Here is a 25,532-nt window from a genome sequence, read left to right as displayed (position 1 = left end):
GTGCGAATGCTGTTTGGCCGAAGCCCAGACGAAATAGAGTGATCCCAATTTCAGCACAGGCACCCTGCGATCCCGCTCGCGATCACGCAGTTCGCGGTAGGTCTTCACCTTCAGTGTGCCCCCCGGCAATCTGATTCGCAAAGTCATGATGCATAGAGATTACGTGCCTTTTCCAGTCGATGGAAGCGTCATTTCAAGCTCCTTGTCAGTATTCGAGCTCTTGGAGGGTCGATCAGGAATTGTACTGGGCCACCAGATGACGAAATATTTGCCAAACTGCCAGACCGGGACTTCGCCCTTGTGCTCCCGCCGCCGCAACTCATGACGTTGCTTGACCTTCAACACACCGCCCGGAAGCCTGATCTTGATCGTCATCGTCCCTCAATACTGATGGCGCGCTTCCTGGGTGCCGCGCCCGAAGATTCATCTGTCCGGCCAAGGTAGAAAATCGCCCACTCTCGGATCGGATCGTTGCAATCCGATTTCGCCGAGTCAATGGAGCCGAGGGCGAACTCCTGTGGCTATCGGCGCCCGTGCACATAAGGCTTGAGAACAGGCTCAATCTCTGCACCGCAAGATCCAGTTCACACAGATCACGGCCACGAGGCCACATGCGATGCCGGCGCAATCGGCAACCCAGTCGAACACATCCAGATCACGTCGTATCAGCGCCGTGCCCTGAAGGACCTCGATCGCCGCTCCAACCATGGCGAGGAAGACGATCAGCCTTGTCTTGCGATCGGGCCAGCCGAGCCCTCCAAGGAAAGTCATGACGGCAAAGGCGCTGGCGTGGTTCAGCTTGTCGGACCGGAAACCGATATCGATCCCATACTCCTCGAGTCGGGGTATAGGCAGCAATGCAAGGGCAAGAACAGCGATAAGCGTGCCGAAAAAAGCGATCCGTTCGGCGGCTGGATAAAATCTCATTCTGTTCCAATCTGTGCCTGGCCGCCGCGAAGGTCGAATCCGGCTCGGTATTGGTGGTTCAGGCTGAAACTCAGATCGACGGCGTTGTCTTTCAAAGCCGCAATTTTTGCTTGAGCCTTTTCAGCCAGGTCTGTTCCGCCTCATCCTGGTTTTGATGCGCCGGGACGTAGCGTGGCCGTATCTTTTTTCCTTTGATGTAGAATGGCTTTTCGACTTCTCCAACCAGGTTGACGAAAAGCCGGGATTTGTTGGTGGGTTGGCGGACTGTGACGCCGTGGACCGATTCAATCGAATTGATGAACAATACAAGAATGTTCTTGTCGTATTTCACTGTTTCGACGCATTCCAAATGGGTGTCGTCGACATAGGCATCATTGAAGAGTGTCGCTTTGGCTTTCAGCGTGGCGTATTTGGACTTGAAACGACTAATTGTCAGGTCCCCGCCAACGGCATCATAATCTTCCGGCCTCATATAAAACAGGCCAGAAAATAGCTTGTCGCCATTGTCGATGTGGCTTGTCCGCACCGATCCGGCATCGGTTACCGGCGTGTTCCCGCTGAGCATCGCATCCATCAGTATGTCGCGCGTTGCATAGGTGTCACTAAACCTGATGCCCGCTTTCATATTCTTGAGGCGTTCATAATTGGGGTAATAATCAGGGTAAAGCTTGTGAATATCGTCGTAGAACAGTTCGGCGATTTCGGCGAAAAATGCTTGAGATACATGGTAGGCGATAAAATCGCGCCATATTTGCGGCACAGCTTCGTTCGACCGAATGCGGTGGGCCTCATAGTCCCATCTGGTGTTGTTGCGGCGCGGATCGATTTCGAGCGCTTCCGGAGCGGGAAACGTGTCGGCCAACTCCTGGTAGAGATCGAGGGGAAGGGCGTCGCGCAGGATGATGTGCGGAAACGGCTCCGATCGAACGTCGGCCCTGGTGGCACGTTGAAGGACTGAAAGCGGCTTTGACATCGATGGTGTCTCAGATCGAGTTTGCCTGAGTTGGATTCAGAGGATCGTGTTCAACCTGTTCGGGCTGCCGCCTTTCAACGGATCCTCGGTTGCGTTCAAAGATTGGAGCCCTGAAAAGGGCTCCGCATGGGCTTTCACCATTTCGCTCATTAGAATATCCGCGCCGGTCATCAGGGGGATCAAGGTTTCCGCGAATGTGTATGTTTTGATGCCGTAAAGCCACTTCAGGTAGAGAAGGGCAGCTGACGTGCCGGAGACGCACCCAACAATGTTCATCCGGGATACGACAAGCTCTATCGGATATATGTGTGGGAGGCTCGCCTCCATGATCCTGGTGCTGGCGTCGGCCGTCACATTGCCTACCGTATCCAGCAATTCGGGGAAGAAGGGCGTGCTTATTCTTGGATGTTCCTTCCAGACGACGTCGTATCCCCTCTCGACGATCTGCTCCGCAATTCGTCTATAGATCGCCGCCTCTTGCGCGTACGACATTATGCCGTTTCGCGACAATGCTTGGCCGAGCAGCAGGATCCGTGGGTTGGCTGACGCACGGCAATGTTTGCCGCCGGAAAGCGCATCCCTGCAGGCTTCATCTATTACGTCGCGCATCAGCGAAGCGCCGACCTGAAATCTTGGTACGTTCTCCAGAGCATCGTGAATGGGGATTTCGTGAAGCAAAGAATAAAACTTTGTCACCCGCCTCAGATGGTGTCTTTCTATCTTGTCGGCCGCTTTCCTCAGTCGGAACGCCGGTGAAATTGTAGAGAGTCCTGCAATCAAGGCTCCGGTGATGCGCCGTCTAAACCTGGTGCCTGGCGGCCGTGACATGGTTGACATTTCGAATGGAAGGTATGACGTCAAGCCATCCTCATACAAAATGATCTTGGCTTCTGGGTATGAGTCCAGCAGTATTTTTTCCGATGGCCGGTTAACGAAGCAGGCCCAGATTTCAGCTGCGGTACTCGCGTCGAGACCAATTGTGTCTCGGATCAGACGATGGACCCGGAAAATTTGCAGTTGCCCATATTTACGCTCGGACGTCAGAAGGTCGTACGCCCATATGATCCGTCTCCAGGTCCATACTGCAGACGCAAGTTCAGCAAGACCGGTCTTGAAATGCTCGGAAACGCCGGCCGTTTCATAGAGCAGAAGGTAATCCTCATGCTCCTCATCCGCCGGGGAGCTTCCATCCATTGTTGATTGGCGAAGTGAGGCAACCAGGCTGAGCAATTGCCAGCTGCCAAAGACGCAGCATATTCGAGCTGGCAATTTAAGATCTCCAGATTGGATGGAAATAACGCTGCATGTTCCGCGATCTCAACGCAAAATTGCTTCATATCCGACAGGCGGTGGCTTGGGGCGTCCCACCCGCTTCATAATACTGCCTATCGCGTCAGCAGGAAATATCTCGCAGATGTCGGTTCTAACGTTCGAGACAGGCTGGAGTTCCGCACAATAGGCAGGCGAATTCACTCCAACTGAGCGGCAGAGACCTGTTGAGATCCGGCATAACATCAGGCGGCGGCAAACCGCTCATGCGGGTCGTCTTGCTGCCTCGGCTCCCCGTCGGCACCAAGAGCGCAATTCTCCCGGTTTTCGGGAAGGTCGTTGCCCGGGAAAGCGGGTTTCACTTCCATCAGTCAAAAGTAAGCTCCAGCCATGAACCGGAGCTTGATGATGACAGAGGCGGAAACCAAAAAGTTTCACCCGCTTGATGTGCCAACCGGTCCGGTGCGGTGGCCCGGAATCCCGGCCGACCTGCCAAGGCATGGCGCGTGTGGCCGCACCTGCGCATCATGCCCGATGCGAAGCCCGCACTGCTCCTCGGATGCCCTTGATGCCGACGCTTCGGCGCAACTTTCCCGGTGAGCAGGCGAAGGGCGGCGCCGAAAATGCGCCACCCTGTCGGAGGGATTGCCCGCGATCAGGCGGCGAGCCAGGCCCGGGTGAAATCCTGCTCATAGGCCTGATGCATCTGGTAACCCATCAAGGCAGGTTTCATGTGGCAGAACAGCTTTCGCCAGTAGGGCTGAACGATGATGCCGGAATCCTGCAGCATGACCTGCAGTTCCTTCATCACCGCACGGCGCTGCTCCGGATCGGCGATGGCGTTGGCCTTGTGGACCTTGGCATCGAAGTCGGGATCGGCGAACCCTGTCTCGTTCCATGCCGAACCGGTCTGGTAGGCAAGCGCATAGGTCTGGATGCCGAGCGGTCGGGCGTTCCAATTGGTGGTCGCGAAGGGATACTTCGTCCAGTCGTTCCAGAATGCCGATTCCGGGATGACGGTGCGTTTCACCTTGAAGCCCGCGTCGCGCATCTGCTGGGCGACGGCATCGGAGCTTTCCTTGCGGTAATCGGCTTCGACCGAGATCAGATCAAACTCGAAATCGAGCTGGCCGGCTTCCTCGAGCAATGCCCTGGCCCGGACCGGATCACGTTTGATCGGCGGCAGGTCGGCGTGTTCGGGATGCATCGGTCCGACATGATCGTTCTGCGCGACGATACCCATGCCGTCGGCGCCCAGTTGCAGCACCGCTTCGTTGTCCACCGCAAGCTGTATGGCGTTGCGCACGCGCTTGTCGTCATAGGGTTTGGCGTTGACGTTGCAGCGCGAGACCAGGGTGGCGGCAGTGACGATCTCGCTTTTCTTCAGGCCCAGCCTGTCAAGCATGGCGACGTCATAGGACTGCGTCTGCCCATTCAGGTCGATCTCACCGGATTCGAAGGCGGAGACGGTGGCGGCCGAGTCGGTGCCGTAGTCGGTCCAGTCGATGCCGTCCAGGAACACCTCGCCGCCCCACCACGACCCGTCCGGCCGCTTGCGCACCGAGGCAGCAACGCCGACATCGAGTTTTTTAAGTTCGAACGGGCCCGTGGAAACGGGGTTGGCCGACAGTGGCGCAGCCTTCGGATTGAAGGTGTGGTGGACGATCAATGCCGGGTAGTCGGTCATCGCGGGGATGATGGTGATGTCGGGCTGAGACAGTTTCAGGACCACGGTGTGGCCGTCGCGAACCTCGATAGCACCAGTGCGCGCCACCTTGGTGTCGGGATCGATCAGCGCGGTCATGCGCCCGGCCATCGAGTTGCCGGCGGCATCCTTCTCGCACCAGCGCGTGATGTTGAAGGCGACATCCGTGGCGGTGAAATTGTCGCCGTTCGACCATTTCACCCCCGGGCGCACCTTGAGCACATATTCCGTGGCGTCCGCATTGATCTCCCAGCTCTGCAGCAGCACCGGCTCGAAGGTGAAATCCGGCTTCCAGCGCACCAGCGGTTCGAGAAACTGCATGGCGATGTTGCCCATCTGCGAAACCTTGAACTTGCGCGGGTCTTCCAGCTCCATCACCTGCATGGCAACACGCAGCACGCCGCCCTTCCTGGGTTGGGCGGCTTCCTCGGCCCGCGCCGGGACCGGCTGACCGATGAGCCCATAGGCAATCGCCGTGCTGGCGCCGAAGGCGCTGGCCAGCGCCAGGAACTCGCGGCGGCCAAGCGCGCCGCTCTTCGCGCCTTTCGCAAATGTGCCGATCGCCGGATGTAGAGGTCTGGATGTCATATCGGTTCTCCCATTGTTGATTTTACGCCCAAATTCGGTGGAATGCCCTTGCCGCGTCGTTGCTGGGCGCTGTTTTCTACAGGACGCAGCCGATGGCGGCGGGGCCGCGACGGCGAGGGGAAGGCAAGATGAATCTTCTGACGGCGATGCGGGTGTTCGATCGGGTCTGCCTGCTGGGCAGCCTGTCGGCGGCGGCGCGCGATCTCAACATGTCGACGACGGCGGTCAGCCGCACCATCAAGGAACTGGAAGACGACCTCGGCGTCCGGCTCATCAATCGCACCACAAGGCGTCTTAGCCTCACCGAGGCGGGCCGCGACTATGCTCCGCGTGCGCGCAGCCTGCTCGACGACATTTCCGAACTGCAGGATTCGACGCGCGGCCTGCACAAGGAGACGCGCGGCCTGATCCGGGTTTCCTGCTCCAATGTTCTGGGCCACACGCGCATAACCAAGCTGGTGCCGAAATTCCTCGAAGAAAACCCGCTCACCACGATCGAGTTCGACCTCACCGCGCGTTATGTCGTCGGCATTGTCGAGGAAGGCTACGATGTCGCCATCCGCTTCGGCGGTCAGGCGGATTCCGCCCTGATTGCCCGCCGGCTTGGTGAAGTCCGCAACTATGTCTGCGCCACGCCCGATTATTGGGATGCAAACGGCCGTCCGGTCCACCCGGATGAGCTGGCAAGCCATTCCTGCGTGCTGAGCAATTTCGCCAAGCGCCTTGGCACGTGGCCATTCATCGGACCCGACGGCCCTTTCGATGCGGCTGTCGGCGGGCGCATCTCGACCAACAGCGTCGAGGCCGCCTACCAGATGACCACCGCCGGTTTCGGCATCGGCAACCTGCCCAGCCTGCTGGTCGACGCTGCGATCAGGGACGGCCGGCTGGAAGTGCAACTGGATGAGTTTCGCCCCGGCTCCAGCCCGATCTACGCACTCTATCCGCACCGCACCTATATTGCGGCCAAGGTGCGCGCGTTCGTCGATTTCCTGATCCGCGAACTGTCGGCCGACTTCACCGCCTGAAATGCTGCCCGATTGCCCATGGCCAACGCCGTCAGGGGCCTGGCGCGAACGCCAGGCCCCCTCTGCCCCCGTCGCCCGACGCGGCAGCGTCATTTCCACCAGGCGGTGGTGTCGTACATCGGTCCCGGCTCCTCGAAGAGCTTTTCGTATTTGCACAGTGCCGGCGTCTTGCCGAGCGGCACCGAAACACCGTCCCTGAACGCCCATTCGCCACGTTGCGTCGTATCGGCCCGCACATAGCTGGACAGCGCAAAGGCCCGGTCGTGCTGCGATTTGTTGGGCGAGGAGCCGTGCACGGTAAGCAGCCCCCATAAAGCAAGGTCGCCCGGCTCCAGCACCAGCGGAACGATGGTCGCCGGGTCGATGCCGACCTTGCGCAACTCTTCTTCGGCGGTCAGGCCCTTCATCAGTTCGCCGGTTCCCTCGTCCGACAGGCCGAGATAGCCTAGCTTGTGGCTGCCGGGCACGACCTGAAGGCAGCCATTGTCCAGCGTCGCCCCATCGACCGCGAGGCCTGTTGTCACGGTGGCGTCGGCGACATTGTCGAAGGCGGCCTGGTTACGGAAGCGCAGATCCTGGTGGAAGCGATAACCCGTGACATTGGCGCCGGGCGGCTTCCAGTGCAGCTGTTGGGCGATCTGCCTTATGTCACGGCCGATCAGGCCCTCGAGCAGCTTCAGATAGTCGGGATTGCGGCGGAATTCTTCGAAATAGGAATTGATCCAGGAAAACCAGTAAGCCTGCAGCACATAGCGCTGGCCAAAGTCCGATTCAGGCAGGATCTGGAAATTCAGGTTGCCGTGCCGGAAGGTGGCGTGATGCTTGAGGCCTTCGGCATAGACCGCATCGGTTTCCTTCTTCAGCCGGATCATCTCGTCGCCGTCGACGAATTGTCGAACGACCGCGTATCCTTCCTCGCGGTACTGCTCCACCGCCTCGCGTGCCTGCCTGTCCGTCAGCATGTCCGTGACAACCCCTGTCTGTGATCCGTGTCGATCGTAACGAAGGGGTCGCCGGCGATAAGCCATGGATTTTGGCATCGACTTTCCCGATTATCGGGAAATTGAGCGGGGCGTCAAAGGTGCATTGGTCGCAATCGGCTGGTCAGATACGTGCTGCGCCGGCAGGCCCTAAAAATAGGTCCGCGGCGCGACAAGGTTCTTCTGCTGGCGAACATAAAAACAGTAGAAGCCGAATGCCCCGGCAAACCACATGAAGGCCTCACCCATGGCCAGCCGGTTGTTGGAATTGGTAAGGATGCTTAGGGCGAAGAAGACCAGTGTGGAGATGTAGCAGGACCATGCGGCCGGAGCGACAAGCTTGGCTCGCATGGCCAGTAGAACCTGCCTGGCCGACCAGGTGTAGAGAAAGGCAAAGAACGCCAGTCCGACCACACCATAGCGCACGGCAATCTCCAGATAACCATTGTGGAAGACGTTGAAGATCATGGGATGATAGGTTCTGTTCTGCCATTCGGTCAGCCAGCTGGAACTGGCTCCGAAGATCGGGTGGCGCTTCCAGATATTGATGGCATCCGCCCACAGCATCAGCCTCTCCTTGGCTGCAAGCGGAACCGCGTCGCTCGCAATGGCGCGGTCGAAGGCGGGGAGGACCCCATGCCTGAACACATCCGGAACCAAGGTTTTGATGAATGCCATGGTATCGTCGGCGGTGGACGAGAAGATGTTGTGTGCTGCGACAATGCCGGCCGCCACGATCACCAGCACGCCACCCGAAACCAACAGTTCGCGACGATGGCCTCTCGCCAGGGTCATGACCGCCAACAAGAGCAGAGCGAGCGCAAGCGCAAGCCACACTCCCTTTGACCGCATCTCGATGATATTGACGAGGGCAAGCAGCAGGACGGCTGTCGACAGGACCCAATGCAGGTTCTTGGTTGCTTTCCCGAGGTCCGTTCTCTGGGCCGAGTAGGCCATGAATTGCAGCGTGCAGAGGAAGATGAAACCGGCCGCTACCGACGCGTGGATGGGATTGTTGAAAAGCCACGGGGCCGGTTGGATGCCTTGAAACATGTCCGAATAGAAGGTGTCCGCCGCCAGGAAGACGAGACTGAGGATCATGAACCAGAGCACGAGCCGTGCGGGTTGCCTGACAAACAGCAGAAACGCGAAGCCGGTCGTCGCGTAGAACAGCGGAAACATGTAAATGCCTTCGGCGCCACCCAACTGGTGGGTGCCGAAATAGACGATCGCCAGTCGGATGAAGACATAGAGCGACCAGACCAGACACAGAAAGCCGACCCAACCGATCAGCGGTTTGCTGTAGGTCCACAAATCCACCCTGAACCAGCGGATGACCGCGACCAGGGCCAGCGCCAGGCCCGCATAGCGGTAGGTGTCGGCCTCGCGCCACACCGCGGAGACCAAAGCGAGAATGGCGAGTGCCGCAAGCAACAGAAGCAAGGTGTGGCGCGGCGCGTTGTCCTTGGCATCATCCAGGGCATCTCGCGGCAGAGGGGGCGGCAGCAGGACGTGATGCAGGCGGCGCAGCTCGTCGCTGGCCCGCAACACCCCGGCACGTAGCCGGCTCGGCCCGCCCAGCCTTGCGGATTTGTAGCTTCCCGAGGGGCCGGCTATGCCCGAGATCCCACTGCTGGCGGCGAAGCCAAGCACGTTTTGGCGGACCGAATAGACTTTCAGGCCGGTATCCCAAAAGCGCTCGAGTGCAACGTCCCATGGCATTTTCATAACGGCGAGCGCCGACAACAGACCCTGCGCGCCCTCCCGCGTCACCAGATAGGCGGCGGCCGAGCCTTGCGGGCCATGCAGCGCACGACCGATCTCGTCGCCTTCCACTGTCTCGACCGCGCGCATGAAGAAGCTCATGCGATGGTTGGTCAGCTTGATGACATCGAAATCCGGCACCGCCGCGATGATGGCCTCGATGCGCCGCATGGTGTTTTCGCTGAAGAGGACGTCGTCCTCGACGATCAGGCCATGGGCGCTGCCACCGGCCAGGAACATTTCCAGCGCCTGGATATGGCTGCGGTAACAGGCATATTCGCCCGAAAGGATGTCGCGCCCGCTCAGCTTGCGCGCGGCTGGCAGATCGATCTCCGTCCAGTCTTTTTCAGCAAGCGCCCGACCGTCGACGGCGGCAATGCGCTGCAAGGTCAGTCCTGCCGCTTCGGCGATGGCGAGCAATTCGCTCCAGCGCTGGGTCTCGCGATCGAGGTTGATGGCGAAGATAGGAAGGTTCATTGAAGTTCCATGTTGAGCCGCCACCCACCTGGCCGACCTATGTATGGAAAGAGGAAGATGTTCAAGGCGACACTGTCCAGATCATGTGCAAATGCTGACCCGAATTTGCGGCTATGGCGTTGGTTTCGCTGAACTTATGACGCAGTTGAACTATTAACCGACCGGCTTCATGGAAGATCGCAAAGGTACTCGCGGGTCCTATGTGTCCGGAATGGACCTGAGCGGGATGGCTGGGGCGCCAGGATTCGAACCTGGGAATGTCGGTACCAAAAACCGATGCCTTACCACTTGGCGACGCCCCAATTGCCGTCAGAGTCGCTTGTGCGGCGCGTTATTAGCAGAGCAGCCAAAAAGCACAATCCTTATGAGTGACGGTTGGAACGCTCGAATTGGGCAGGCAACGCAGCGCTGCCAAATGATATGCAGCGGGCTATTCGGACCACACCGCCATCTCGTTTCCGGCTGGATCGACGAAGTGGAAGCGCCGGCCGCCGGGGAACGGGAAGATCGGTTTGACGATCGTGCCGCCGGCGCTTTCGACAGCGTCGAGGGTTTGCTCCAGATCCCTGCTGTAGAGCACGGGCAGCGGCTTTGATGGCGCTTCCGCGGCATCTGCCTGGAAGCCTCCGTCCAGGCCTTCGGCAAAAGCCGAATAGGTCGGCCCATAATCGGTGAACGACCAGGCAAAGGCAGTACTGTAGAAAGCCTTCAGCCGGTCCAGCGTTCCACCGGTCGCGGGCATTTCCAGATAGTCGAGTTTTCCGGGCAGTTTCATGGCGCACCTGTTTGTTCCCTTTATGTTCTACATCAAAACTCTCGGAATGGCAAGTCATTTTGCCGCATCTTCGGACGCGGCTTTTGCTTAATCGATTGTAGAAGGCCGACCGCTTTGCCGGCGCTTGCCTTTCGCACTGCAGCATCATATCGCTCCAAGACGGACCGGCGGAACTTTCCGTTTCGCCAATCTTTCCAATCTCCTGCAACCGGAGAGCGATGCATGACCAAATGGGTTTTCACCTTTGGCGATGGTGCGGCGGAAGGCCGTGCCAGCGACAGGAATCTCCTGGGCGGCAAGGGCGCCAACCTGGCCGAGATGTGCAGCCTGGGGCTGCCGGTGCCGCCGGGCTTCACCATCACCACGGAGGTCTGCAACGCCTACTACGCCAACGGCCGTATTTATCCGGCCGGGTTGGAAGCCGATGTCGCGGTCGCGCTCGATCACATCGGCCGGCTGACCGGCCGTCGGTTCGGCGACCCGTCGAAACTGCTGCTGGTGTCGGTGCGTTCGGGCGCTCGCGCCTCGATGCCCGGCATGATGGACACCGTGCTCAATCTGGGCCTGAACGACGAGACGGTCGAGGCGCTGGCCGCCGATTCCGGCGATGCGCGCTTTGCCTATGACAGCTACCGCCGCTTCATCCAGATGTATTCCGATGTCGTCATGGGCCTCGATCATGAGGTGTTCGAGGAAATCCTGGAGGATCAGAAAGGCGGGCTCGGGCACGAGCTCGACACCGAACTCACGGCGCTCGAATGGCAAGGCGTCATCGCGCTCTACAAGGCCAAGGTCGAGGAAGAGCTCGGCAGGCCTTTTCCGCAGGATCCGCATGAGCAGCTCTGGGGCGCGATATCAGCCGTGTTCTCGAGCTGGATGAACAACCGCGCCATCACCTATCGCCGCCTGCACGACATTCCCGAAAGCTGGGGCACGGCGGTCAACGTCCAGGCCATGGTGTTCGGCAATATGGGCGAAACCTCGGCCACCGGCGTTGCCTTCACGCGCAACCCTTCGACCGGCGAAAAGATGCTCTATGGCGAGTTCCTGGTGAACGCGCAGGGCGAGGACGTCGTCGCCGGCATCCGCACGCCGCAGAACATCACCGAAGCGGCGCGTATCGCAGCCGGCTCGGACAAGCCGTCGCTGCAGAAGCTGATGCCTGACGCGTTCCAGTCCTTTGTCACCATCTCCGACAATCTGGAGAAGCACTACCGCGACATGCAGGATCTCGAATTCACCATCGAGCGCGGCAAATTGTGGATGCTGCAGACCCGCTCCGGCAAGCGCACCGCCAAGGCGGCGCTGAAAATTGCCGTCGAGATGGCGCGGGACAGGCTGATCACGAAAGAGGAAGCCGTCGCCCGTATCGACCCGGCCTCGCTCGACCAGTTGCTGCATCCGACCATCGACCCCAAGGCCGCGCGCGACGTCATCGGCATCGGACTGCCGGCGTCGCCCGGTGCCGCCACCGGCGAGATCGTCTTTTCCTCCGGCGACGCCGAGGAATTGAAGACGCAGGGCCGCAAGGCGATCCTGGTGCGCATCGAAACCAGTCCTGAAGACATCCACGGCATGCATGCGGCGGAAGGCATCCTGACCACGCGCGGCGGCATGACCAGCCACGCCGCGGTGGTGGCGCGCGGCATGGGCAAGCCTTGCGTCTCCGGGGCCGGCTCGCTGCGTGTCGACTACAAGGCCGGCACGCTGATGGCGATGGGCTCGACCTTCCGCAAGGGTGATATCATCACCATCGATGGCAGCAACGGCCAGGTGCTGAAGGGCGCCGTGTCGATGTTGCAGCCGGAACTTTCCGGCGATTTCGCCGCCATCATGGAATGGGCCGACGCCGTGCGTCGCATGAAGGTGCGCACCAATGCCGAAACGCCGCTCGACGCGCGCATGGCGCGCTCTTTTGGCGCTGAAGGCATCGGCCTTTGCCGCACCGAGCACATGTTCTTCGACGGCGAGCGCATCGTCGCCATGCGCGAGATGATCCTGGCAGACACCGAAAAGGACCGGCGCGCCGCACTTGCAAAGCTTCTGCCCATGCAGCGCTCGGACTTCCTCGAACTGTTCGAGATCATGGCCGGCCTGCCGGTGACGATCCGCCTGCTCGATCCGCCGCTGCACGAATTCCTGCCCAAGACTGAGGAGGAAGTGGCCGAGGTCGCCGCCGCCATGAATGTGTCGCCGGACAAACTCAGGCAGCGCACCGAGGCGCTGCACGAGTTCAACCCCATGCTCGGCCATCGCGGCTGCCGCCTGGCCGTCTCCTATCCCGAGATCGCCGAGATGCAGGCACGGGCCATTTTCGAGGCGGCCGTGGAGGCCGGCAGGAAGGCCGGCGCCTTGGTGGTCCCCGAGATCATGGTGCCGCTCGTCGGCCTGGTGAAGGAGCTCGACTACGTCAAGGCGCGCATCGATGCGGTTGCCAAGAGCGTCATGGAGGAAACCGGCGTCAAGATCGATTACCTCACTGGAACCATGATTGAGCTCCCCCGCGCCGCGATCCGTGCCCATGTCATTGCAGAGTCGGCCGAATTCTTCTCCTTCGGCACCAATGACCTGACCCAGACGACCTTCGGCATCTCGCGCGACGATGCGGCCTCGTTCCTGGAAACCTACCGCCAGAAAGGCATTATCGATCAGGACCCGTTCGTCTCGCTCGACATCGACGGCGTCGGCGAACTGGTGCGCATGGCCGCGCAAAAGGGCAAGGCAACGCGGCCAGACATCAAGCTCGGCATCTGCGGCGAACATGGCGGCGACCCGGCTTCGATCCGCTTTTGCGAAGAGGTCGGCCTCGACTACGTGTCCTGTTCGCCCTATCGCGTGCCGATCGCCAGGCTGGCGGCCGCGCAGGCAGCGGTGCTGGTTGCGAAGGCAGGCCGAGGATAGGATCCATCCAGCTTACCATTTTGTAAGGCAATTCACGCGAACGTGCTGGCGGCGTCGCGTAATCTCGACATTGTTCCTGCCCAATTTGCGGCCATCCGCAAATTGCTCCCGGAAACAGATGCTGCAGATTTCTCCCGCGCCGTTCCACTCGATCCTGGTCGTCCAAACCAAGTTTATAGGCGATCTCGTCCTCGCCTCGGCGCTCGCCAAGAACCTGCGGCTCGAATTCCCCGGCGCCAGCATCGTCTTTCTGTGCGAGGCCCGCTTTGAGAGCTTCGTCATGGCCCATGGTATCGCTTCCGAGGTGGTCGCATTCAGGCGCGACCGCATGCGCGGAACGCCCTTGGAGCGCGGCAAGGAGCTCTACGCCATGGTGCGGGCGTTGCGCCGCTTCCGTTTCGACCTGACCATCGACCTGACCGATTCGAAGACGTCGCGCATCGTCACCGGGCTCGTCAAGGCAAAGACCCGTGTCGGTTACAATCCTTCCGAAAGACCCTTGCGTATGTTGGAGCGGCAACCCGCCAATGTCTTTGCCAAGCCCTACGGCTTTGATGGTCAGCATTTCCTGTACCGCTACCTCTCGCCGCTCGAAGCGCTCGGCATCGAACTTCGCACGGTGATTCCGAACCTTCAGCCGCTGCCAACGGAGACGGCGAAAGCATTGGCGCTGCTGGGTAAGCACCATCTGCGGCCAAACGCATTCATCGCCGTGCATGCGGGTGCAAGTTTCGAGGGCCGACGTTGGCAGCCGGAGCGGTTTGCAGCAGTGATCGTCGAGATTGCCGGCGAGACCGGCCTGGATGTCGTCCTAGTGGGCGGCCCTGACGAGCGCGAGATCGCCGAACGCATCGTCGCCAGGACCGCGCCGTCGGTCGTCAATCTCGTCGGTGACCTGTCGCTTGAAAGCCTGCTGGCGTTGCTGAAACAGGCTCGGCTGTTTCTCGGCAATGAGAGCGGCCCGATGCACATGGCCGCAGCCACCGGAACCCCGGTTGTCGGATTGTTCGGTCTGACGGAGCCGTCGCGCTGGGGTCCCGTCGGCGTGCCCAGCATCTCGCTCCAGCCGCCGATGCCTTGCGCCTGCATGGCCGAAAACCTCTGCCGCGCGCCGGATCCGAGCAAAGCATGCTGCGTCTGGGGCCTGGAGGTCAAGCCTGTGGTCGATGCGGTGCGCGAGGTTCTTTCGCGCACCGAAATGAAGCTGGAACGCGCCATCTGAGATCATGCGTCACACGCACGACGCTCGACGCGGCGGAATGACCCCCTTCGCCACAGGAACGGTCACATTGTCGCGGAGCGCTTTTCTGCTATGCGCCATCCCGATTTCCGCCTTCATGCGGGTCGTTGGGATGCCTGCTTGAAATGACGGGTCAGGGAATCGGTTTGATGCGCCTGCTGCAAAAAAATCTCTGCATGATCGCCCTGTCGTTGGCGATGGCATCCGCCAGCCATGCCGCGCCGCTCGTCGAGCCGACGCTGCACATCAAGTCGCAGGCGAGCGGAGCCGGCCGCGTGGCGCTTACGCTCGACGCGTGCGGTGGACAGACCGACAACCGGATCCTTTCGGCGCTGGTGGACAACAAGATTCCCGCCACCATTTTCGTCACCGGCATCTGGCTGAAGCGAAATGCCGCCGCTGTCGAGATCATGCGGGCGCATCCCGATCTGTTCGAACTGGAAAATCACGGCGGCCACCACATTCCGGCGGTCGACACGCCGCGGAAAATCTACGGCATCCGCAGCGCCGGCAGCCCGGACGCGGTATTGGCCGAGGTCGAATCGGGAGCCGCCGCTCTTGCCGGGACCGGCGAGCCGGCGCCGAAATGGTTTCGTGGCGCAACCGCCGAATACAGCCCGTCGGCAATCGCCATGATCCGCAAGCTTGGCTTCAAGGTCGCGGGTTTCTCGATAAACGGCGACGGTGGCTCTTTGCTTGGCGCCAAGGAGACCGCCCGGCGCATCGCGGCGGCCAAGGATGGCGACGTCATCATCTCGCACATCAACCAGCCGACCCATGCGGCCGGCGAAGGCGTGGTGCAGGGGCTGCTGGCGCTCAAGGCCAAGGGCTTGACCTTTGTGCGGCTCGACGATGCCGAAGGCATCGGCAACAACGGCACGACGGAGTGAGTGGCCAGCCGAGCGGATCTCGATGCCTTCGGCGTTGGCTCAGTCTGGTTTGGCTTCGATCGTGACCTTGCTGGCGTAGAATGCGCCGTGGTTGCGGATTTCAGCCATTTCGTCGAAAGGCCGCTCGTAGGCCCACATGGCGTTCTGGCCGGTCTCGCCGGCAGGCAGCACGCTCCAATAGCTTGCATCGCCCTTGTAGGGGCAATGGGTCGAGTGGTCGGTGCGGCCAAGCTTGCCGAAATCGATGTCGGCGAACGGAATGTAGAAGGCCGCCGGATAGGGGGCCTCGGTCAGCACCTTGGCCTCCGCTGTTGAAGCGATGACCACGTCTCCGGCACGCACGGTAACGGTGCCGGCATAGGGCTCGATGGTGATGATTTTGTCCGGGTTGCGTTGGAAACCGGGTGCGGGGTTGGCGATCTGATCCATGCGGGGGCTCTCCTTGCGTGACTTTAAGGTGTGTCGCGCAAGCGCATTGTGCAAGCCGCTATCGCCATCCAGCACGCAAAACTTGCCGGGCCGACGCCGATGGATCGCGCCTTGGAACCCTCGAGATACTTGTCGTCAGCTGTCAGGCAGCGGCCTTGAACACGTCCATGAGACCGGCATAGGCGGCAGCGATCCCGGCGACCGGGTTGCTGCTTCTCGATACGGTCTCGACCTTCAAGGAACCGCCGCCGGTAGGCAAGGTGAGCAGCAGGAACTGGCGGTTTCCGCCATCGCCGACTGACGCGGCCGCGACGTGCTGGTCCTCGCCCTGATTCTGGACGCACATCTTGAACAGCAGCGTGCCGCCGACCGCTTCCAGCGCGCCGCCGACAACTTCAACAAATTCATCTTCGGAAACAGTCTTTGTGTCCGGCACCACATCGGCCAGACTTTCGGCAAGCGTACTCTCGAGAGCCTTGTCGTCGAGCTGCGCGTCCATGCGAACCTCTTCCAGTCGCCAATCGCACCCCTTTGCCCGTTAACGAAGCTTAACGCCGACGATGGCCGGATTGTGGCGGTTGTTCCCAATGCAGCGCTCGGCCGTATTGGCGGCTGGACAATCCGCCGGTTCGCTCCACAATAGCCCGAAAAGCACAACGCAAAAGCGTGAGGGAGGACCGAATGCTGGGACTGATGCAGGAATGGCCGCTGCTTTGCCATAAGCTCATCGACAATGCCGAGCGGCAGCATGGCGTGCGCGAAATCGTGACGCGCTCGATCGAGGGGCCGATCGTGCGTACCACTTACGCCGACATCCATCGTCGTGCCCTGAAGGTCGCCCAGCGGCTGGAGCGCGACGGCTATGGGCTGGGCGACCGTATCGCGACGCTGGCCTGGAACACCGCACGCCATATCGAAGCCTGGTACGGCATCATGGGCATCGGCGCCATCTACCACACGCTCAATCCGCGGCTGTTTCCCGAGCAGATCGTCTGGATCATGAACCATGCCGAGGACAAGGCAGTCTTCGTCGACCTGACCTTCGTGCCGCTGCTCGAGAAAATCGCCGGCGCCGTAAAATCGCTGAAACAGGTGATCGTGCTGACCGACAGGGCGCATATGCCGCCGACGACATTGCCCAACGCGGTCGCCTATGAAGATTGGCTTGACGAAGCGGATGGCGACTTCGCCTGGAAGACCTTCGACGAAGGCACCGCCGCCGGCATGTGTTACACGTCCGGGACCACGGGCGATCCCAAGGGCGTCGTCTACAGCCATCGTTCGAACGTGCTGCACGCCATGATCGCTGCCATGCCCGACGCCATGGGGCTGTCGTCGCGCGATACGATCCTGCCTGTCGTGCCGATGTTTCACGCCAATGCCTGGGGCCTTGGCCAGAGCGGGCCGATGATCGGCGCCAAGCTTGTTATGCCCGGCTGCAAGATGGACGGCGCCTCGATCTATGAACTGCTCGACACCGAGAAGGTGACCTTCAGCGCCGCCGTGCCGACCGTCTGGATGATGCTGCTGCAGCATCTGGAGGAGACCGGCAAGAAGCTTCCCTATCTGAACAAGGTTGTCATCGGCGGCTCGTCCTGCCCGCGCGCGATCATGACCAAGTTTCAGCAGAACTACGATGTCCAGGTTATCCATGCCTGGGGCATGACCGAAATGTCGCCGCTCGGCACGCTGTGTACCCTGAAGCCGGACTATGCCGGTCTTGAGGGCGAAGCCCGGCTCGATGTCCAGCAGAAACAGGGCTATCCGCCGTTCGGCGTCGAAATGAAGGTGACCGACGACGACAACAATGCGCAACCCTGGGACGGCAAGACATTTGGCCGCCTGAAAGTGCGTGGGCCGGCCGTTGCCCGTGCCTATTATGGCGGCGCCGGCGTGGAGCAGTTCGATGAGGATGGCTGGTTCGACACCGGCGACGTCGCCCACATCGACGCCGGCGGCTATATGCAGATCACCGATCGCGCCAAGGACGTCATCAAGTCCGGCGGCGAATGGATTTCGACCATCGACCTCGAGAATCTGGCTGTTGGCCATCCCGATGTCGCCGAGGCGGCAGCCATCGGCGTTCAGCATTCGAAATGGGGCGAACGGCCGCTGCTGGTCGTCGTCCGCAAACCGGGCAAGGAACCGACCAAGGCTGACATTCTCGACTTCATGGACGGCAAGGTGGCCAAATGGTGGATGCCGGACGATGTCGCTTTCGTCGGTGAAATTCCGCACACCGCCACCGGCAAGATCCAGAAGATCACCTTGCGCCAGCGATTCAAGGACTATCGCTTGCCGACGGATTGACGCGATGGTGCATGTTTCGGCTTCATGCCATCGCAAAAAGGCACTAAGTCTCCGTTCGGGTTGGGGCAGCACGGAAAACGATGGTTAGCATTCCTGAACGGCAAACGTCGAAGGCGGCCGGCTGGTCGCGGCGCACGGCCGCTTTTTCGTTGGTGCTGCTGCTGACGGTCTTCGTCGGCCATCGCTTCGATCTCGTCGAAACACCTATCTTTCTGTGGGTGCTGGGCATTGTCGCGCTGCTGGCGGCGATAGCGCTGTTGTTTGCCGGGTTTGCCTTTTCGCGGCTCTGGAATTTCGGCGACCGCGGCGGTCGCGACCTGACGGTCGGCGCGCTGCTGGCGCTGCTGGTGCTCGCACCCTACGGCGTCGCCGCATACTGGGCGACGATCTATCCGCCGCTCAGGGATATCTCGACGGATTTCGACGAACCGCCGGCGCTCGACGTGAGCGACCGCACGAAGGATATGAACGTGCTTGCGCCGTCGACGCCTGGGGAACAGCGGCTGCAGACCGATAGCTATCCGCTGGTCAGCGCACGCAGCTACGACCTGCCGTTCGAGACTGTCGTCAATGCCGTCGAAACCGTACTCGACCGGCGCGACTGGGAGCTGTCGGAACCCTATCCCGATCTCGCCGGGCAAAGCGAGGTGACCATCACGGCCGTCGCCAAGGGCTTCGTGATCGGCCTTCCCGCCGATGTGGCGATCCGCGTGACGGACGATGGCGACACGGTCATCGTCGACATGCGGTCGGCATCCCGCTACGGCCGCTACGACCTTGGCGACAATGCCGCGCGCATCACCGAATTCCTGGCGGAACTCGACCAGGAGGTCGCCGATCAGGTTGGCGCCGCGCCGGCCGAATAAGGCGTCGGCACCTGGCAGCGGTCCAGGCGGCCTATCCGGCCGGCGTGAAAATGCCGTCGATGGCCGGTGCGGCATCGGTCACAACCAGGCCGCGCGCCGTCAAATCCTCGAGATGGGCAAGCACCGACAATCCGGCGGCGGCATGCAGCCGCGGGTCGGTGTCCCTGTAGATCGCCTTGACCATGTCCACGATCGTCCGGTCGCCTTCTCTGACCCGCTCCAGAATGGCGCGCTCGCGCATCTTGCGATGCGTCTTCAACCCACGCATGAAAGCGCGCGGTGCTGTCACCGGCCCGCCATGTCCGGGCAACAGCAAGCGGTCCCCGCGTTCGATCAAGCGATCCAGCGAGGCCATGTAGTCGGCCATCGCTCCATCCGGCGGGGCGACGATGGAGGTTGCCCAGGCCATGACATGATCGGCCGAAAACAGGATGCCGGTTCCCTCCAGCGCGCCAATTCTTTCCAGCGCGAATGCCGCATGATTGGCGGTGTGGCCCGGGGTCAGAACCGTCCTGATCGACCAGCCGTCGCCGTCGACCACCTCGCCGTCGGGCAGGGCGACATCAGGGACGAAAGCCGTGTCGGCACTGGCATCGAGCGCATTGGTCTCGCGGATATGCAGGGCTCTTGCCGGCCGGTGCGGCCCCTCTGCCAGCACGAGGGCGCCGGTGCGCTCTTTCAGCCGGGCCGCCAGCGGGGAGTGGTCGCGATGCGTGTGGCTGACGAAGATATGACTGACCGGCCGGTCTGCGATCACGCCGAGCAGGGTCCGCAGATGCGCCTCGTCATCCGGCCCCGGATCGATCACCGCCAGCGTATCGCGGCCAATTATGTAGCTGTTGGTGCCGTGAAAGGTGAAAGGGCTTGGATTGCGGGCCGTGATGCGCTGGACATCGGGCGCGACGTTCACCCCCTGGCCATAGAAGGGGTCGAAGCCGGTATCGAATTTCAGTGCCATGCGTCGGTGCCTTGTTTCGGGAAACGGCAAAACCGATTGCCGCATAACACGCAAGCCAATATAGGAGGATGTGAGGCCGCGAACATCGGTGTGCGGCAATCGGATTGGGGAAATACCATGGCAATTGCAACTACGACGCGTCCGCTTGTTTCTCTGGCTCTGCCGCAAAATGGCGCGGCGCGGCTGGCAACGCAGCTTTTCCTGGCCATCGCCGGAACGCTTGTGCTGACCCTGTCGGCCAAGACCAAGGTTATGCTCGGGCCGGTCGACATTTCGATGCAGACGCTGGCCGTGCTGCTGATCGCCGCCGCCTTCGGCATGCGTCTCGGCGTCGCCACCCTGCTGCTCTACATGGCGGAGGGCGCCATGGGCTTCCCCGTCTTCCAGAGCACGCCTGAAAAGGGGCTCGGCATTGCTTACATGCTCGGCTCGACCGGCGGCTATCTCGCCGGCTTCGTGGTCATGGCGGCAATTGTCGGCTGGGCGGCGGATCGCGGCTGGGACCGCCATCCGATCAAGCTTTTCAACGCCATGCTGGTTGGCGAAGTCGTCATGATGGCAATGGGCTTTGCCTGGCTGGCTCTGCTGATCGGCCCGGAAAAGTCGTGGCAGTTCGGCGTCGTGCCCTTCATCGTCGGCGACCTGATCAAGGTTGCTCTGGCGGCAAGCCTTGTGCCGGCCGTTTGGACGCTGCTGAAGCGCGGCTGAAACGCGAGCAGGGCCAGCGGCTTGAGCAATCAAGCCTTGGCTGGCATGGCGTGATTGGCGGATTTCGGCGTGGCGTCCGCCAAGTAATCTCACCTAGGTTTCTGGAAACAGCTTCGGAAACAGTGAATCCAATGCGTCGGCCGGGAAGCGTAGCGACACCGGACCTTTGGGTGTTTCCGACGCCAACAAACCGAGCGCGATCACCTCATTGAACACGCGGCGCGCCGTGCGCTCGGGCAGTCCGCTAATGCGTGATGCTTCGCCACGTTCAAATTCACCGCGCATTAGCGCTTCCTCCAGGAAGCGGCCGGCTTCGGGTTTCAGGCCGCTGCGCTCGACGTAGCGACGCAGCCGCTTCGCGAGCGTGTCGAGATCGAGCAAGTCGGTCATAAAGTTCACCTGATCGATGCACACCTGCATGAACCATAGCGTAAAGTCGCCGAGTGCGCGCTCGGAGAGGTTGCCCCGTCCGTCGAGATCACCCTGGCGGGGCATATCGGCATGATCCATCATGCGCTTGTAGTCCGTGCGGCTTTTCACGCCGCGCGCCAGACCGCGTGAGATCGACCACAGCCCATGCGCGGCGATCCCGGCCTCATGGGTCATGGCATGGCTCATCAAACGGCTGACGCGGCCATTGCCGTCGGGGAACGGGTGAATGTAGTTGAAACGGTGATGCGCAGCAGGAATGGCCAGGATCCGTCCGGCTTTGCCCAGCCCACCGAAGCGATAGCGCATGGCAAAATACTGCATGAAGTCGTCGACGCGCTCGCTCGAAGGCGGCTCATGCCGGCCGACGGCGACGTCATGCTCTGGCTTCGACCGCCACTCGCCTCTAGTCATAACGAATTCGCGGCCGGAACCCTTGATGGTCAGCATGGGCGATTCCGCATCGCGGTAGAATTCCGCATGCAGCCATCGCAAAAACTCGGTGGATGCAGGCTCAGGCAACCGCTTCTCGGCGGCCATACGATCGATCTCGGCTTGCAGGCGAACATGGGCGGCCGCTTCTAGCTGCAGGTTGCGGCGGCTCTCGTCTCGATCGAAATTTCCGGCCAGCGCCCGCTCGATGTCGTGCGGGCGCGTATCATGGCCCTCGATCAGGTTGCTGTAGTAGGTGTTCATGATGCGTACCAGATCGGCGAGGTTGGCAGCGGTACGTGGGTGCAGGCTTTGGCCCAAAATGGCCGACGTGGCCGATAGCTCCGCAAGCGCATCCGATATAGTTTCGGATACATCCGTCAGGCGTGCCGGTTCGATGCGCTGTACGCTTTCTTCCATGGCTGGCCGATCTTGGCTTTCGCTAAATACGTAATTATAAAGATATATTTCGAATTCGCTAGGATATTTGGCCGATCTTCCGACCGATCATCGGCACCCTGTCGGCTTCCGCTGGCCATAGGCATCTGTCACCGCTGCAGGTATTGGGCATTCAGCGATGTTGCCGATGCCGATGATGATCATGGTGGCCGATGTTCGGCGTGCCTAACATGCTGATAACCATGCACAAAGCCGCGGTCGCCCGGAATATTTGGCCGATCCTTTGGCCGAACTTTGACGATCGAAGGATAGATGGGACAACGACGACGCGAAATCCAGCGACTTCGGGAACACAAAATCCCGCTCTCGAAATCTATCGGTCCAAGCTCGCGCGCGACTCGCTAAGGGATGTGATCGCCGAAGCGGTGCTGAAAAACTGCAGCGCGTCAGCAATCATCCCAGCATCGGCGCTGCGCGCACCGCGGCTTTTCTACAGAATCAAACAATGCTGTTGATCATAACTTCCCCCAACCGTTGACGTGAAATAGATGCTTGCTGGTGCCGCCGCACTGTCGTAGCCCTTGGTCTTCGACTGTATCGAATCGCCGGGAGGCGAGACGTCCGATTCGTTGTTGTGAGCGATCAGGTCAGATGCACTATCGCGCTGGTCTGTCGCCGACACGGCAGCTTCGGGGAAGGGGGAAGACGTTGAATGTCGCAGCGTCGACTATTGTCGGAAGCCGGCACTTCCTGTTCAGGATTCGGTTTCAACTGCTTGGCGGACTGACATTCGCGATTTTTGCGCCGGCGATCATCCGGATTGTCTTCAATCCTGAATTTATCTATTCGGCCAATCTTCAGGTCACGGTGGCCGCTGCGGTCATCGCGCACCTTGTGGGCTTTTTGTCCTATCGCCGCATCGGAAATTTCCCGGGCGTGGCCGCGGCAAGTTACATCTTGCCGACATTTGCCCTGTCCTACGGGGCTGTTTTCCTGACCATCTTCTTTTTTCGGTTCGAGTACAGCCGGTTTCAGGCCGCCGCCAGTTTCACGCAGTCCACCCTCTGGTACTTCGGCCTGAGCCTGTTGACGCGGCGTCTCGATCCGTACCGGCTCGTGGTGATTCCCGGCGGAGATGTCGAGCGCCTCAAGACGTTACCGGGTGTGCATTGGTTTTGGATCAAGTCGACCAGTACGATAATCGAAAGAGCCAGCGGCGTGGTCGTTGATCTGCGTGCCGATCTTGGCGCGGAATGGGAACGGTACATCGCGGATCGGGCCCTTTCGGGAACGCCCGTATACCACGTCAAGCAGGTCAGCGAGTCGCTGACCGGTCGGGTCGAGATCGAGCACCTGTCGGAAAACACGCTTGGTTCACTCAATCCGAACCAGGCCTATCTCAAGATCAAGCAGGCAGCCGACTGGGTCTCGGCACTTGTCTTGATTATCGTTCTTTCCCCGGTTCTGGCGTTGATAGCGCTGCTGATCCGGCTGGATTCGGATGGTCCCGCGCTGTTTCGCCAGCAGCGCATGGGCTACCGGGGCAAGATCTGCACGGTCTACAAGTTTCGCTCGATGCGCCAGCACTCTGGCGCCGGCAGCGACAAGGAGAGGGCGATCACCAGGCGCGATGATGATCGCATCACCCGAGTCGGGCGTTTCCTGCGAAAATCCAGGATCGACGAACTGCCGCAGGTCATCAACATCCTGCGTGGCGAAATGAGTTGGATCGGACCGCGACCGGAAGCTGTCGTGCTGTCACAGTGGTACGAGGCTGAGCTGCCATTCTATCGCTACAGGCATATCGTCAGGCCGGGCATAAGTGGGTGGGCACAAGTAAATCAGGGGCATGTGGCTGCCGTCGATGACGTTATGGAAAAATTGCACTATGATTTCTATTACATAAAGAACTTTTCGCCTTGGCTGGACGTTTTGATAACCCTCAAGACAATGAAAACGATGCTTACCGGCTTTGGTGCACGATAACCAATGCGAAGCATGGCTCTGGAATAGCAAGCGCAGGAAGCAGATGGATCTCGCCTCCAGGAAAATAGCGATCATCGGGCTTGGCTATGTCGGCCTGCCGCTGGCGGTCGCTTTTGGCGCCACCAGGGATGTCGTCGGGTTCGACATCGACCAGTCGAGGGTGGACGCGCTGAAGTGTGGTGACGATCATACGCTGGAAGCCAGCAGTGATGAGATCAGTGCTGCGTCGCGGCTGACATTCACCACAGACAAGGCCGATCTGCGCGATTGCGGGATTTTCATCGTCACGGTTCCGACGCCGATCGACAGGGCCAACCGTCCGGATCTGAAACCGCTGATCATGGCATCGACTTTGGTCGGTGAGGTCATATCGCCAGGCGCGGTGGTGATCTTCGAATCGACGGTCTACCCCGGCTGCACGGAAGAGGTGTGCGCTCCGCTGATCGAGAAACATTCGGGCCTGCGCTACAATGAGGGGTTCTTCCTCGGCTACAGTCCCGAGCGCATCAATCCGGGCGACCGCGAGCATCGGTTGCAGACGATCGTCAAGGTCACCAGCGGCTCGACGCCGGAAGCGGCCGAAGGTATCGATGCGCTCTATGCCTCGATCGTGCCGGCAGGCACGCACCGTACCTCGAGCATTGCGGTCGCCGAAGCGGCCAAGGTCATCGAGAACACTCAGCGCGACCTCAACATCGCGCTGATGAACGAGCTGTCGCTTATCTTCGGCAAGCTCGGCATCGACACGTCCGAAGTGCTGGAAGCCGCCGGCACCAAATGGAATTTCCTGCGCTTCACGCCTGGTCTCGTCGGCGGCCACTGCATCGGGGTCGATCCCTACTATCTCACCCACAAGGCCCAGGAACTCGGCTATCATCCGGAGGTGATTCTTGCCGGCCGCCGTATCAATGACGGCATGGGTCAGCACGCGGCGGATCAGACGGCCCGCCTGATGATGCGCAAGGGAATACCTGTCGTTGGCAGCCGGATTCTGGTGATGGGCGCGGCCTTCAAGGAAAATTGTCCGGACCTGAGGAATTCCAAGGTCGCCGATATCGTTGCCCAACTGAAGGAATACAATGCCGGCATCGACATATGGGACCCCTGGGTCAACGCGCAGGAATGCGCGCGTGCCTTCGGCATAGCCAGCATGAAGGACATTCCCGATCAGCGCTATGATGGCGTTATCGTGGCCGTCGGCCACAGGCAGTTCCGCGCGCTGGGCGTCGACGGCCTGCAGGCGCTTTGCAAGACCCCGGGCGTCATCTACGACATCAAGGGTCTGTTCCCCAGGCATGTTACGGATGGGCGCTTCTGATGAGGGTTCTGGTCACCGGCGCGGCCGGCTTCATAGGGTATCACGTAGCGAAACGGCTGCTGGAGCGCGGTGACGAGGTCGTCGGCATCGACAACGTCAACGACTACTACGATCCGCAGATCAAGGAGGCGAGGCTGCGGCTTCTGGACGAGGCGAGCCGCAAGACCAATGCCGGCTATC

Annotated in this window: 22 protein-coding genes and 1 tRNA gene; 10 read left to right on the top strand and 13 right to left on the bottom strand. The window is 60.7% G+C overall.

The window, feature by feature from the left end; genetic code table 11:
* Positions 1 to 159 precede the first annotated feature (159 nt).
* The 5 genes from EOA13_RS06925 to EOA13_RS06905 all read right to left on the bottom strand — a co-directional run bounded on the left by EOA13_RS06925 (position 160) and on the right by EOA13_RS06905 (position 5,462).
* Entirely contained in the window at positions 160 to 375 is a 216-nt protein-coding gene (locus tag EOA13_RS06925) for a hypothetical protein (RefSeq protein WP_127290818.1), read from the bottom strand.
* 183 nt (positions 376 to 558) lie between these two features.
* Entirely contained in the window at positions 559 to 927 is a 369-nt protein-coding gene (locus EOA13_RS06920; RefSeq protein WP_127290816.1) for a hypothetical protein, read from the bottom strand.
* Between the two features lie 91 nt (positions 928 to 1,018).
* On the bottom strand, positions 1,019 to 1,900 hold the full coding sequence (locus tag EOA13_RS06915) for a hypothetical protein (protein ID WP_127290814.1): 882 nt from the start codon (positions 1,898 to 1,900) through the stop codon (positions 1,019 to 1,021).
* A gap of 36 nt (positions 1,901 to 1,936) precedes the next feature.
* The gene (locus EOA13_RS06910) at positions 1,937 to 3,130 is read right to left on the bottom strand and encodes an alpha-2,8-polysialyltransferase family protein (protein ID WP_245490321.1); all 1,194 of its coding nucleotides are present in this window, start codon (positions 3,128 to 3,130) and stop codon (positions 1,937 to 1,939) included.
* Between the two features lie 694 nt (positions 3,131 to 3,824).
* Positions 3,825 to 5,462, bottom strand: coding sequence for an ABC transporter substrate-binding protein (locus tag EOA13_RS06905; protein ID WP_127290812.1), 1,638 nt, complete (start codon positions 5,460 to 5,462; stop codon positions 3,825 to 3,827).
* 128 nt (positions 5,463 to 5,590) lie between these two features.
* Between EOA13_RS06905 and EOA13_RS06900 the strand changes: the two genes are divergently transcribed.
* Positions 5,591 to 6,490: a LysR family transcriptional regulator gene (locus EOA13_RS06900; protein ID WP_127290810.1), complete on the top strand. Its 900-nt coding sequence runs from the start codon at positions 5,591 to 5,593 to the stop codon at positions 6,488 to 6,490.
* Between the two features lie 89 nt (positions 6,491 to 6,579).
* On the opposite strand, the gene EOA13_RS06895 is transcribed toward EOA13_RS06900, so the two are convergent.
* The 4 genes from EOA13_RS06895 to EOA13_RS06880 all read right to left on the bottom strand — a co-directional run bounded on the left by EOA13_RS06895 (position 6,580) and on the right by EOA13_RS06880 (position 10,486).
* Complete coding sequence (locus EOA13_RS06895; RefSeq protein ID WP_245490320.1) at positions 6,580 to 7,452, bottom strand: phytanoyl-CoA dioxygenase family protein; 873 nt, start codon at positions 7,450 to 7,452, stop codon at positions 6,580 to 6,582.
* 168 nt (positions 7,453 to 7,620) lie between these two features.
* Positions 7,621 to 9,711: an O-antigen ligase family protein gene (locus tag EOA13_RS06890; RefSeq protein ID WP_127290806.1), complete on the bottom strand. Its 2,091-nt coding sequence runs from the start codon at positions 9,709 to 9,711 to the stop codon at positions 7,621 to 7,623.
* 227 nt (positions 9,712 to 9,938) lie between these two features.
* A tRNA-Gln gene (locus EOA13_RS06885) sits at positions 9,939 to 10,013 on the bottom strand.
* Positions 10,014 to 10,141: 128 nt separating this feature from the next.
* A complete protein-coding gene (locus EOA13_RS06880) occupies positions 10,142 to 10,486 on the bottom strand; it encodes a VOC family protein (RefSeq protein ID WP_127290804.1) in 345 nt (114 codons plus the stop codon).
* 222 nt (positions 10,487 to 10,708) lie between these two features.
* Between EOA13_RS06880 and ppdK the strand changes: the two genes are divergently transcribed.
* The 3 genes from ppdK to EOA13_RS06865 all read left to right on the top strand — a co-directional run bounded on the left by ppdK (position 10,709) and on the right by EOA13_RS06865 (position 15,517).
* On the top strand, positions 10,709 to 13,387 hold the full coding sequence (gene ppdK / locus EOA13_RS06875; RefSeq protein ID WP_127290802.1) for a pyruvate, phosphate dikinase: 2,679 nt from the start codon (positions 10,709 to 10,711) through the stop codon (positions 13,385 to 13,387).
* Between the two features lie 118 nt (positions 13,388 to 13,505).
* Positions 13,506 to 14,609, top strand: a complete 1,104-nt coding sequence (locus tag EOA13_RS06870) for a glycosyltransferase family 9 protein (RefSeq protein WP_127290800.1) — start codon at positions 13,506 to 13,508, stop codon at positions 14,607 to 14,609.
* A 167-nt stretch (positions 14,610 to 14,776) separates the two neighbouring features.
* The gene (locus EOA13_RS06865) at positions 14,777 to 15,517 is read left to right on the top strand and encodes a polysaccharide deacetylase family protein (RefSeq protein WP_127290798.1); all 741 of its coding nucleotides are present in this window, start codon (positions 14,777 to 14,779) and stop codon (positions 15,515 to 15,517) included.
* A gap of 39 nt (positions 15,518 to 15,556) precedes the next feature.
* Here EOA13_RS06865 and EOA13_RS06860 read toward each other — a convergent pair whose 3' ends face one another.
* Both EOA13_RS06860 and EOA13_RS06855 read right to left on the bottom strand, forming a co-directional pair.
* Positions 15,557 to 15,946, bottom strand: a complete 390-nt coding sequence (locus EOA13_RS06860; RefSeq protein WP_127290796.1) for a DUF427 domain-containing protein — start codon at positions 15,944 to 15,946, stop codon at positions 15,557 to 15,559.
* 142 nt (positions 15,947 to 16,088) lie between these two features.
* A complete protein-coding gene (locus tag EOA13_RS06855; protein WP_023808564.1) occupies positions 16,089 to 16,445 on the bottom strand; it encodes a hypothetical protein in 357 nt (118 codons plus the stop codon).
* A gap of 182 nt (positions 16,446 to 16,627) precedes the next feature.
* Between EOA13_RS06855 and EOA13_RS06850 the strand changes: the two genes are divergently transcribed.
* Both EOA13_RS06850 and EOA13_RS06845 read left to right on the top strand, forming a co-directional pair.
* On the top strand, positions 16,628 to 18,256 hold the full coding sequence (locus EOA13_RS06850) for a fatty-acid--CoA ligase (protein ID WP_127290794.1): 1,629 nt from the start codon (positions 16,628 to 16,630) through the stop codon (positions 18,254 to 18,256).
* 80 nt (positions 18,257 to 18,336) lie between these two features.
* Positions 18,337 to 19,122 carry a DUF1499 domain-containing protein gene (locus EOA13_RS06845; RefSeq protein WP_127290792.1) on the top strand — a complete coding sequence of 262 codons (786 nt, stop codon included), beginning with the start codon at positions 18,337 to 18,339 and terminating at the stop codon, positions 19,120 to 19,122.
* A 31-nt stretch (positions 19,123 to 19,153) separates the two neighbouring features.
* Here EOA13_RS06845 and EOA13_RS06840 read toward each other — a convergent pair whose 3' ends face one another.
* Positions 19,154 to 20,080, bottom strand: coding sequence for an MBL fold metallo-hydrolase (locus tag EOA13_RS06840; RefSeq protein ID WP_127290790.1), 927 nt, complete (start codon positions 20,078 to 20,080; stop codon positions 19,154 to 19,156).
* A 117-nt stretch (positions 20,081 to 20,197) separates the two neighbouring features.
* Between EOA13_RS06840 and EOA13_RS06835 the strand changes: the two genes are divergently transcribed.
* Positions 20,198 to 20,788 (top strand): biotin transporter BioY, encoded by a 591-nt coding sequence (locus tag EOA13_RS06835; RefSeq protein WP_127290788.1) that lies wholly within the window; start codon positions 20,198 to 20,200, stop codon positions 20,786 to 20,788.
* A 93-nt stretch (positions 20,789 to 20,881) separates the two neighbouring features.
* Here EOA13_RS06835 and EOA13_RS06830 read toward each other — a convergent pair whose 3' ends face one another.
* Complete coding sequence (locus tag EOA13_RS06830; protein ID WP_127290786.1) at positions 20,882 to 22,069, bottom strand: Fic family protein; 1,188 nt, start codon at positions 22,067 to 22,069, stop codon at positions 20,882 to 20,884.
* Between the two features lie 687 nt (positions 22,070 to 22,756).
* Between EOA13_RS06830 and EOA13_RS06825 the strand changes: the two genes are divergently transcribed.
* From EOA13_RS06825 to EOA13_RS06815, 3 genes are all read left to right on the top strand, one after another.
* Positions 22,757 to 24,034: a sugar transferase gene (locus EOA13_RS06825; protein WP_245490319.1), complete on the top strand. Its 1,278-nt coding sequence runs from the start codon at positions 22,757 to 22,759 to the stop codon at positions 24,032 to 24,034.
* Between the two features lie 43 nt (positions 24,035 to 24,077).
* Positions 24,078 to 25,352 (top strand): nucleotide sugar dehydrogenase, encoded by a 1,275-nt coding sequence (locus EOA13_RS06820; RefSeq protein WP_127290782.1) that lies wholly within the window; start codon positions 24,078 to 24,080, stop codon positions 25,350 to 25,352.
* On the top strand, positions 25,352 to 25,532 hold a 181-nt coding region (locus EOA13_RS06815), incomplete at its 3' end, for an NAD-dependent epimerase/dehydratase family protein (RefSeq protein WP_127290780.1). The genes EOA13_RS06820 and EOA13_RS06815, both read left to right, overlap by 1 nt.

Source organism: Mesorhizobium sp. M7A.F.Ca.US.011.01.1.1, from assembly GCF_003998295.1.
GTDB lineage: Bacteria > Pseudomonadota > Alphaproteobacteria > Rhizobiales > Rhizobiaceae > Mesorhizobium.
This window is presented reverse-complemented; position numbering and strand designations above follow the sequence as displayed.